This is a genomic window from Thalassospira sp. MCCC 1A02898 (assembly GCF_001618185.1).
Lineage (GTDB): Bacteria > Pseudomonadota > Alphaproteobacteria > Rhodospirillales > Thalassospiraceae > Thalassospira > Thalassospira tepidiphila.
On record NZ_LPXK01000012.1, the window covers coordinates 126,819 to 137,177 of the forward strand.

Annotated in this window: 11 protein-coding genes; 5 read left to right on the forward strand and 6 right to left on the reverse strand. The window is 55.6% G+C overall.

Annotation, left to right across the window (positions count from 1 at the left end; genetic code table 11):
* Positions 1-612: a shikimate kinase gene (locus AUQ41_RS15020; protein ID WP_232308410.1), complete on the reverse strand. Its 612-nt coding sequence runs from the start codon at positions 610-612 to the stop codon at positions 1-3.
* Between the two features lie 387 nt (positions 613-999).
* Here AUQ41_RS15020 and AUQ41_RS21060 point away from each other — a divergent pair, with 387 nt between their 5' ends.
* The 5 genes from AUQ41_RS21060 to AUQ41_RS15040 all read left to right on the forward strand — a co-directional run bounded on the left by AUQ41_RS21060 (position 1,000) and on the right by AUQ41_RS15040 (position 6,723).
* The gene (locus AUQ41_RS21060) at positions 1,000-1,137 is read left to right on the forward strand and encodes a hypothetical protein (RefSeq protein ID WP_165374927.1); all 138 of its coding nucleotides are present in this window, start codon (positions 1,000-1,002) and stop codon (positions 1,135-1,137) included.
* Position 1,138: 1 nt separating this feature from the next.
* Entirely contained in the window at positions 1,139-3,205 is a 2,067-nt protein-coding gene (locus AUQ41_RS15025; RefSeq protein WP_063089135.1) for a hypothetical protein, read from the forward strand.
* A gap of 27 nt (positions 3,206-3,232) precedes the next feature.
* Positions 3,233-4,183: a site-specific tyrosine recombinase XerD gene (xerD, locus tag AUQ41_RS15030; protein WP_063089136.1), complete on the forward strand. Its 951-nt coding sequence runs from the start codon at positions 3,233-3,235 to the stop codon at positions 4,181-4,183.
* 195 nt (positions 4,184-4,378) lie between these two features.
* On the forward strand, positions 4,379-6,241 hold the full coding sequence (locus AUQ41_RS15035) for an EAL domain-containing protein (protein WP_083952867.1): 1,863 nt from the start codon (positions 4,379-4,381) through the stop codon (positions 6,239-6,241).
* Positions 6,242-6,369: 128 nt separating this feature from the next.
* Entirely contained in the window at positions 6,370-6,723 is a 354-nt protein-coding gene (locus AUQ41_RS15040; protein ID WP_063089137.1) for a hypothetical protein, read from the forward strand.
* Positions 6,724-6,738: 15 nt separating this feature from the next.
* Here the strand turns inward: AUQ41_RS15040 and AUQ41_RS15045 are convergent, their stop codons facing one another.
* The 5 genes from AUQ41_RS15045 to AUQ41_RS15065 are packed head-to-tail and all read right to left on the reverse strand — an operon-like array spanning position 6,739 to position 10,317.
* Entirely contained in the window at positions 6,739-7,398 is a 660-nt protein-coding gene (locus AUQ41_RS15045; RefSeq protein ID WP_063089138.1) for a GDSL-type esterase/lipase family protein, read from the reverse strand.
* Positions 7,395-8,753, reverse strand: coding sequence for a CCA tRNA nucleotidyltransferase (locus tag AUQ41_RS15050; protein WP_232308411.1), 1,359 nt, complete (start codon positions 8,751-8,753; stop codon positions 7,395-7,397). The genes AUQ41_RS15045 and AUQ41_RS15050 overlap by 4 nt, the downstream gene beginning before the upstream one ends.
* Before the next feature lie 30 nt (positions 8,754-8,783).
* Positions 8,784-9,071, reverse strand: coding sequence for a hypothetical protein (locus AUQ41_RS15055; RefSeq protein WP_008889887.1), 288 nt, complete (start codon positions 9,069-9,071; stop codon positions 8,784-8,786).
* A gap of 23 nt (positions 9,072-9,094) precedes the next feature.
* The gene (locus tag AUQ41_RS15060) at positions 9,095-9,739 is read right to left on the reverse strand and encodes a CoA pyrophosphatase (RefSeq protein WP_063089139.1); all 645 of its coding nucleotides are present in this window, start codon (positions 9,737-9,739) and stop codon (positions 9,095-9,097) included.
* The gene (locus tag AUQ41_RS15065; RefSeq protein ID WP_063089140.1) at positions 9,736-10,317 is read right to left on the reverse strand and encodes a DUF1285 domain-containing protein; all 582 of its coding nucleotides are present in this window, start codon (positions 10,315-10,317) and stop codon (positions 9,736-9,738) included. Before AUQ41_RS15065 ends, AUQ41_RS15060 begins: the two co-directional genes overlap by 4 nt.
* Positions 10,318-10,359 lie beyond the last annotated feature (42 nt).

The following is a 10,359-nucleotide window of genomic DNA, read 5'->3' on the forward strand; positions in this document are numbered from 1 at the left end:
TCAGGTTCCTGTCTTGATCAATTGACCATCGTCATCAAAGGAATTGGCAAGCAGTTCAAGAACCGCATCGCGGGTGGCTTCCTTTGAGGATTCATCACAGTCGAAAATAATGTCTGCCCCGGAATAGACCGGGTAACGCGTCTCGATCAGATCCGCGAGAATTTGTCTGGGATCACCGTTATTAAGCAACGGACGATGGGTCCGCCCGCTGGTGCGGTGCATCAGCAGATCAAGGTCGGCGCGCAGCCAGACCGATACGGATTTTTCGAGGATTAATTGTCGGGTACGTTCGCGAATGAACGCACCACCGCCTGTGGCCAACACGATCTGTTCGCCATCAAGCAAACGGGCAATTACACGTTCCTCGCCGTCGCGAAACGCCTCTTCGCCATACAACTTGAAGATATCGGCGATCGAGCAGCCAGCGGCTTCTTCAATTTCGCGGTCGGCATCGACAAAATCCAGCTTGAGTTCCTTGGCGACCATACGGCCGATGCAGCTTTTTCCTGCACCCATCAGTCCAATGAACACCAATGTCCGGCCTTTGAGGCCGTCCCGAATTTTGGCGATCACGTCTTCGTGCAAACCCGACTCGGCAATGTTGCTGTCCATGTTCGGTTTGCAGTCCTGTGGTTCAATCATTGAGATACAAATTACCCAAATCTTTAGGCCAGCTTGCCCCCGAACGCAAGCAAACCGGACAGAAAACACGACAAAAATACTGCGCCAAATTGCCCCTTTCAGTCACTTTAGGCATGCCTATGCATCGTTTTGCCCAAGGTTGTTCTGCGCGATGGTATTAACTCTCTGTGAGTAACAGGCACTTATACTGCCTTTAAGTTGCCGAATTGGAGTGCGACCACCCCAATGCGATGACAGGTTCAAGATACTTGGACGGGCGGCCAGAATGATTGGCGGTTGCGGTTCTTGCATCTTTGATTTTCGTCCGCATACTGGTATTCGCGTCCATCGCTTAAACGCTTCGAAGTCTGGATTAAAATGAGAATTTTATCGCGCATCATCCTGTTGCTGGTTATCGCCGTGATTGCCGGCGGTGCCACTTTCCTGGTGACCTGGGACATTCCTGCCCCGACCGCCCAAATCGAAGAAACCATCCCGAATTCGAGGTTTAACTAAGATGACATTGCGTTCCCGCCTGTTAATGCAGACCTGTGTACTGGCCATGATGACGGGAACGGGACTTGGTTCCGCCCCTGCAAGCGCGCAAAACTCGGCCCCCGTGCCGTTGTTTTTAAAACAGGAAGCAGAACAGGACGCGGAACGCCAGGTTGCCCCAAACCCGACCAATCCGGGGGCCACATCGGCCCCGCGATCAGGCGGCTTTGGCAATATATCATCTGGCACCACCGAGACTGATGCATTCCCCTCGGATCCGAACGCGGTGCAATCGCTGTCGCTTGGCGCGGTCGACGCCGAGGCCGTCGGGACCATTGATCAATCGCGTGGCGGCCTTGGCACCGATATGTGGAACGGCACCACCCGCCGGTCTGCTGCACAACTGATTTCAGAATTGCCCGCGACCCCGGCGACCCATGCTGCGCGTGACTTACAAAGACGCATGCTTCTGTCCGCAGCAGCACTGCCACAAGGTTCGGCTGATATCAGCCTGCTTGAAGCACGTGTCGCAAAGCTGATCGAGATGGGCGCGCTTGATGACGCCATCGAACTTGTCCGCGCCGCCCCGCAAGGATCGCGCGGCTCCATGCTGGCGCAGGCAGAGGTTAACGCCCTTCTGATTGGCTCCAGAATTGATGCGGCATGTGACGCGATTGAAGGTTACGGCGCAAGTTACGAGGAGCTTTTCTGGCTTAAGGCGGCGGCGATGTGCGCGTTTTATGCCAATGATCCGACTTCGGCGGCCTTCACCGTCGATCTTGTGCGTGAAATGGGTGGCGAAAGCGATGCCACGTTCTTTGGTCTGGTTTCCGCAATCCGCAGTGGCGGCACTGCCGATGCCGACTTGCTAAATGATTTGCGCCCGATCGATCTGGCACTTCTGGCGATTGCCAAACAATCGATCCCAACCAGCCAGCTTGAAACCGACAATCCAGCCGCCATCATTGGCATTACCACTGCCGATGCGACTGCGACCGATGTTCGCCTTGAGGCCGCCCGCAAGGCTGAAAACCTTGGCCTGATCAGCCCGGAAAAACTGGCTGATGTGTATCAGTCGGTGAGTTTCGAACCGGCGGCATTGGAAAGCGTTCTTGATAATGCCAGCGAAGGCATTCAGGCACGCCAATATGCCAAGCTGTATCAGGCCGCGGCACAAAGTGATGTTGCCGCCGCACGGGCCGAAATTCTGGCCGCCCTGTTTGAAGCCGCCGATTTTGAAGGCGATTTCATGCAAGCCGCAAGGTTGGCAGCGCCGCTGATGACCGACATTCCGGTGAATGGCGACTTTTCGTGGTTTGCTGTTCCCGCCCTTCGGGCATCAATTGCCGCAAACAAGTTCGAGCGGGCAGAAAACTGGCTTCAGGTTGCCAAATCATCGGCCAATGCATCGAATGACATTTCATCACGCCTGAGCCTGCTTTATCCGGTTCTGGCGATTTCCGGCCTTGAGGAAACAGGTGTTGTTCGACCGACAGCCATGGCAACGGATGGAAGTTCTTCGCAGAGTTTTGGGCCTGATCCGCAATCCGGCCCGACGCAAAACTTCGGGCTTGGCGGTGCCGTCGTGCCGGGCGCACCGACATCAAGTGGCGGCATGGCATCGGCAACCGTCATGCCCAACTCGGCCTCGGCCGAGGATGTGCAAAGTGCATCTGATCGCGCAGCCGCCCTTGCCCGTCATCGTGCCCGCATGGTCGAATGGCAGGAAATGCAGGCCGCGCGCGGCGATCAGGCCGCTGCACGACGTTATAGCGAACTGATCTTCAACCTGTTTGAAGGTTTCGGCATCGAAGTCCCCAATACACTGTGGGACAGCATCCTGACCGCGCCCTACGCCGAAGAACGCATGACAACCAGTAGTGCGGTTTCGCATCAACTCAACGCAGCTGCGGCGGCGCAGCAAAAGGCGAAAACCGCGGCCCTCGCCATTCAGGCCCAACAAGTCGCAGCCGTTGATAATGCCGACCCCAAGGTCCTGAGCGATACCGTTACGTCGCTCCTGATCATCGGGCAGGAAAATGACGCGCGGCGTCTGGCGACAGAACTGCTGATGTCGTTTAATCAGTAGGCTCTTTAATCACTGGCAGGACCGGTCATGGCCAAGGCACTGACAAGCTCGTTGATATCGGCCTTTCTGGAAATGATGGCCGCAGAACGCGGGGCCAGTGTGCACACGCTTGATGCCTATCGGCGTGATCTTGAAGATTATGCGTCATCGCTGACTGCGGGCAAAGCCGATCCGGTATCGGCAAGCGATGCGGATGTCAGGCGTTATATGGCCGAACTGGGATCTGCCGGGCTTGCGCCGCGTACGCAGGCGCGGCGCCTGTCGGCCTTGCGGCAGTTTCACAAGTTCCTTTATTCCGACGGGTATCGCGATGATGACCCGTCATCGAATATCGACAGTCCGCAACAGGGCCAGACCCTGCCAAAATTTCTGTCGATTGAAGAAATTGATCGTCTGATCATCGCTGCAACAAACCATCCGGGTATCAAGGGCAAGCGCTTACTTGCGATGGTGGAGCTGATGTATGCCACCGGCATGCGCGTTTCGGAGCTGGTCGAGCTCCCCTTTGCCGCAGCGGCACGTGATCCGCAGATGCTGATTGTGCGCGGCAAGGGCAGCAAGGAACGGCTGGTGCCGCTTTCAGATCCGGCCCGTGATGCGCTACGTGATTATCTTGAAGTGCGCGATGCCTTTATTCCATCAGACAAATCAAACGGCCATGCCGATCGCCCCGGGCAATCCTCATACCTTTTCCCGTCACGGGGGAAAACCGGGCATTTGACCCGTCAGATGTTTCTGAAAATGATCAAGGATCTGGCAATTGAGGCCGGTGTCCCGCCATCAAAGGTATCGCCGCACGTCTTGCGCCATTCCTTTGCCAGTCACCTTCTGGCCAATGGCGCAGATTTGCGCAGCTTGCAAAAGATGCTGGGCCATTCCGATATCTCGACGACGCAGATTTATACCCATGTTCTCGAGTCACGCCTGCGCGGACTGGTTCAGGAACATCATCCGCTGGCCACACGGGCTATCGGTTAGTCGAGGCAGTATCGGGTTCGCCGATTTGTCTAACCCCTTTGTATAGAGATCCAGCCGTTTCTTGATAAAAAAGCGGATGTTTTCTGCGGATGTCACATATTCGTAACCCCACTGTCATGAACTTGTTGTCATATCTGGGATAACAGCAAACCTCGGAACTTCTAATTCTCACAACTTCCGGGAAAGCCGACCATTTTGAAGATCGGGGTACTGCATTTGACCTTTGATGCAGATGAACAGTGGATATCCGACCGACCCGTGACCCAACCGGTCATGCTCCGTAACTGGCAGCAGGTCGTCGAAAAAGTCGACTTCGCCTTCCAGCCCATTGTAAGTCCGCACACCGGTCATGTTTTCGGCTATGAGGCGCTTTTGCGGCGCTGGGAAGAAGCCGGATTTACATCCATTCAGGCCCTGTTTGATACCGCATGGGACACTGGCAACCTGCACAGTGTCGATATGATGCTGCGCGCCAAGGCGATTGAGAAATTCGCGCGCTTTCCCGGCGCCAAGCGGCTCAAGCTTTTTTACAATTTCGACAATCGCGTTGTGAAAACCGAGGATTACCAACCCGGTCAGACCGCCGCCCTGCTGAGCGATGCCGGACTTGAACGCGATACCATCTTCCTTGAGATTTCCGAACGCCACGACATCAGCAATGCCGGATACCTCAAAGACATTCTGGTGCGCTACCGCAGTCAGGGCTTTAAGATTGCCATTGATGATTACGGCAGCGGCTTTGCCCAGTTGCGTGCGCTTTATGAATGCGAACCTGACATCATCAAGATCGACCGGTTCTTTATTGATGGCATCGACCGTGACCGTCGCAAGGAACTGTTTGTTACGCAAATCACGGCGTTCGCCCACATGATCGCAGCCCAGGTCGTCGCCGAAGGTGTGGAAACCCGTGAGGAGTTCCTGTGTTGTCGGCGTTTGGGTTGTGATCTGGTGCAGGGTTTCTTTATTGCGTGCCCGTCACTCGATATTCCCGAACAGACCGATATTGTGTCCTCAGCAGCCGACATCGCAGCAGATTCGCGCCGCCAGTCAGATCGCGATGATGATGTTGTCAGATCCTACCTGCTGGAAACACCGGCCCTGCCGATTGATATTAATCCGGTCGATATCCTGAGCTACTTTCAACAAAATCCGGATATCTCGCTGGTGCCGGTCGTCGACCATGACGGCAAGCCGTTGGGCATTGTCCGGGATTCAGAATTCAAGGCGTTTATCTACACGCCGTTTGGCCGTGAATTGCTGCAAAATCCGGCCAACAGGGCGAATATCAAACGCTTTCTGCGCCGCTGCCCGGTTGCCGATATCCGCACCAGCCTGTCGGAGCTTCTTGAAACCTTTGTCGCGACCGAGGCGCTCGACGGGGTGATCCTGACGGAAAATGACCAGTATCTGGGTGTTCTGGATCAAAGTGCGCTTTTGCGTGCGGTCAATGAACGCAATACCCTGAATGCACGCGATGAAAATCCGCTGACCCGACTGCCGGGCAATAGTGCGATTTACCGTTATGCCGCGCGCGCCCTGGCGGAGCCACGCCGACGTCGGTTTGCCGTCTATTTCGATTTCGACAATTTCAAACCGTTCAATGATCAATACGGGTTCCGCCAAGGTGACCGCGCGATCCTGCTTTTCAAGGATATCCTGGGTAAGGTCCTGAGCCAGAATGACTGGTTTGTTGGCCATATCGGCGGTGATGATTTCTTTGCCTATGTGCAATCGATTGATTTTGAGGATGCGGTCGCGGCTGTCCAACGCGTTCAGGCCATGTTCGATGCACAGATCAAAAGCTTCTATGACCCGGAAACACGTGAAAGTGGATACCTGACCGGCAAGGGGCGGGATGGCCAACCCGCAAAGTTTGATCTGATGAGTGTCAGTGCCGCGCTGATCCGGATTCCGGCGGAACGCACCGACATCACCCTTGATCATATTTCGGTCGAAGCGGCAAAACTCAAGGCGCTTGCAAAGACCAGTCCACGCCGATTCGCGGCAGGCATTTATGACCCGGACAGCAACAACGCCAGCGAACCAAAACTTCTTTGATCGCTTTTTCAAAGACTTGTCATTTTTGTCACTCTGAAGCGCAAATTAGGGCTTCAAATCCGAGTCACTCTGAGTAATATTCCGGCCGAATTAAAAACACCAATCGGTTCAAACGAGCAGTTCCGTCAATGGTAAATATCGCGCCTTTTTCTGATCTTTCGCTGTCCAATCCCGTCCACCAGACCAGCCCAATCGCCCAGCAACGTGGTGATGAGCAGCGTTTTGCCGAGCAAAACCGGATTATTGATGGGACACGCGCCTCTGTCCTGACATCGGATCAGGAAATCGAGCGCGCTGTTCAGTCCTATCAGCGTGACCGCAATGAACAAAAGCAGTTCCTGAAAGACGGCGAACAGAAAACAATTTCAGACAGCTATGTCGAAAAGATCTCATCTCCGACATACAGCGCATCTGGTGATCCACTGAATAATCTGACAGCCGGTGCCGGCGGACGTGGTCAGTATTTCGATATTCTGACCTGATCGGTTGCCCGACCCTTAGTCGTCTGACGCTGAAAGACCGATGGTCTTTTGCACAGCACCCCATTCCCAGATCAGATCTGCCAGCCGGTCATAGCCGAACTTGTCGGGATGATAGCCATCGCCGCGCCGTAATGCGCGTTGCCATGTATCGTCTTCAAGCGTCGTGGCAAGCAGATCGAGATAGGGCACATCAAACCCGCGCGCGGTTTCGAGATAAATCTGGTTCAGGCCTTCGAGGCGCTGGTTGATTTCCTGACTGGATTTGCTGCCGTTAATAACGGCCTGCGGCCCGACCCAAAGGGTTGGTGCCAGGTTGGCAGCCGCCCCGATAATCTCGGCTGCATTGGCAGCCGACTTTGCCGGCGACACCCGCATGGTGGTCTCCTCGCCGCGGTCTTCGGCGTGGTTGGCGTCATTGACCCCAAAACTGAAGATCAGGACCGTCGGGAATTCTTCAACCATGCGAAGGCTTGCCTCAACCTGCCAGCGGGCCTTGAGCCCCTCGGACGTTTCCGCGCGAATACCAAGGTTATAGATCGTGACGTCACGCCCGGCCTCGTCCAGAAGACGCCGCGCCAAACGCATCGGCCAGCCGCCCTTTTCACCATCGCGAACACCATTGACCAGACTATCGCCAAAACAGCAAATCCGATGTCCAATTGCGCCTGTCGTCATTCTTTCTCCTCATCGCCTGCCGTGATCTGGCGGGCAACATAGTCCATCAGTTCATCCCGACCGGGTTGGAAATCGCGATCGATCCAGTATTCCTCGGCCTGCCTTAAAAGCACCCCGACACGCGGCCCTGCAGGTGCAAGGCCAGCTTTCAGAATATCACGGCCTTGTATCGGCAATTTCACCGGTTGCCAGTTTGCAGCAGCCTCAATCAGGGCTTTCCATTCGTCATTTTCTGCGCGTGTGCAACGTGGTGGCACCGCGGCGCGCGCACTCCACGCCAAGAGCACCGCATCACGAAATGCGGCGGCCCCCATCCGATACAGATCGCGACGCACGATTTCAGGCCTCAATTTCGGATCAATCAGCGGCGCATGCGCAACCATTTCGGCAAAACGGTCGGTTTCTTCGTTCGATAGTCGCAAATCACGCGCAAAACGTTCGGCTGCTGCCAGATTGTCCTCGTCATCGTCGCTGTTGCGTCTATCGCCCCCCGGCGCAAACAGTGCCGCAAGACGGCGCAACGGATCGGGCTGTATCGCCGGATCGGCAAGGGCGGTGCTATCAAGCCACTGCATGATGCGCAGGCAATCGGTGTGGATCAGTTTGGGCAGAATGGCCGGTAAAATGCCAAACCCGATCATGTCATTGATCGTGCCGGCAGGACTGCGCGAGCGCAGAAGCTTGAACATCTCGTCTCGGATACGTTCGACCGAAATATCATGAAGGCCGTTTACCGCCTTGCGGCAGGCTTCCGCCCCGACGGGATCAATCGGCGGGCGTCCAAACCACGCCTGAAAGCGGAAGAACCGCAAAATGCGCAGGAAATCCTCGGCGATGCGGTTTTCGGCCACGCCGATAAACCGCACCCGCCCGTCGCGCAAATCGGTTTCGCCATCAAACGGGTCATAGATCGTGCCATCAAGGTCGCAGTATATGGCGTTGAAGGTAAAATCACGGCGCTTGGCATCTTCAAGCCAGCTGTCGGTGAAGGCGACCTCCGCATGGCGGCCATCGGTCAGAACATCGACACGAAGCGTCGTGATTTCATAGGTCCCGGCATCGGTAATTGCCGTGACAGTCCCGTGTTTCAGGCCAGTGGGAATGACACGAATACCCGCCTTTTCCAACGCGGCCTGCGTATCCTCAGGCGCGAGATCACAGGCGATATCGACATCGACCAGATCGCGTTTCAGCAACGCATCGCGCACGACACCGCCAACAAAGCGCGCACAACCGCCTTGCTGCGCAATGGCATCAAACACGCGGGCGGTATCATCGGCGACCATGATCCCGTATGGCCGCAATCTGCCGGTTACTTCGAGTGCTGTCATCGCTGCCTTGTTGCCACCTGTCATATCAAGTGCCACGACGGTGGCTGGGCTGTTCTATTCCTTGGGTTCGAAATAGCCCGGCTCGACCACGCCGTCACGCAATACCGGCGCATGATAAATGGAATCGGGCGGCGCACCAGTCCCAAGTGCAGTGAAAATCAGGATTGCGGCGGTCAACAACACGCCCAAACCAAACAGCATCAGCCACGGCCCCTTGTTCCATGGCGGGATGATGTCATGACCTTCACGGATGGCCTTGGCACGGGCCCATTTCAGCCACAGCCCGTAAATCACAAAGGGCAGGATCAGAGGAAGACCGATCTGGATGATTTGTCGCAACATAAAGCTCTGTCCTAATATTCGGATTAACGGTTAAGCGATGGTGCATTGGCCCGGATGACTTCAGAGAAGTTGACCAGCATCCCGGCGGTCGCGCCCCAGATGTAATATTCGCGATACGGGATCGCAAAATACCGCCTGCGGGTGCCCTCGAATGTCACGGTTTGCAGTTTCTGATTTCTCGGATCAAGAATGAAACTGAGCGGCACTTCAAACACTTCAGCCACTTCGTGGTCATCGGGCTTAAGATCGAATGGCGGTGTAATCAGACCGACGACCGGGGTCACCTGATAGCCGGTCACGGTGTAATAATCATCAATCCGGCCCACCAGATCGATGTGACGGCGGGCAAGACCAATTTCTTCCTCTGTCTCGCGGAGCGCCGTTTCTTCAAGGGTGGCGTCGAATTCTTCCTGCCGCCCACCGGGGAAGCTGATTTGACCTGCATGGTCGCTGAGGTGATCAGTACGCCTTGTCAGGATCACATGCAAACCCGCATCGCGTTTGACCAGCGGCACCAGAACGGCTGCCGGACGCGAAATCAGTTCCCCGTCAGCAAATGCACGTGCGCGCGATTTCGAACCCGGAAAGTCCACCGCATGGTCGCCACGGCGCTGCAACACATCGCCAGTTGGCGCGCGCAAGGCGGCAACGATGTCATCGGGTGTCATTCCGTGGCCTCCATCCGACCGATCTCAAAAAACTTCCCATGACTGTAAACACCGATACGTATCATGTTGTGGTCAGGGTCACTAATTTCTTCGGCCAATTCGACCAATTGATAGAATACTGCCCGGTTCAGGCGCGCCTCAAGGCCACGCTCAAGCCCGACATAAGGCGATGGTTCATCGGTTTCGGGGTCGTGTTCGACGCGCAGGGGATGATCATCATCAAGTTCCACCCACTGGTCGATATTGGTCCGAAAACGGATATTCTGATCTTTGCCTTCGCCTTCGTTTTGCATTTCAACTGCGATAAAGGCGACGTCCTCGACCTCGATCCGGGCCATCTCGGCCGGGGTCACCAACCAGTGCCCGCCTTCCTCATCACGCTGCAACACGGAAGAAAAAAGCTTAACCAGCTCAATTCGGCCAATCGGACCACCTTGATAGAACCAGGTTCCATCCCGACCTATAGACATAGGGATATCGCCACAGATTTGTGGGTGCCGCCCGGTGTCGGGCTTCTGCCCGCGCAAGCGCGTCCACAACTTCTCGGCGAGATCGATGGTTTTTTGGTTTTCATTCATGCTGTAGAGTTGATCCTGAACCAGACGTTTTCCCGTTATACT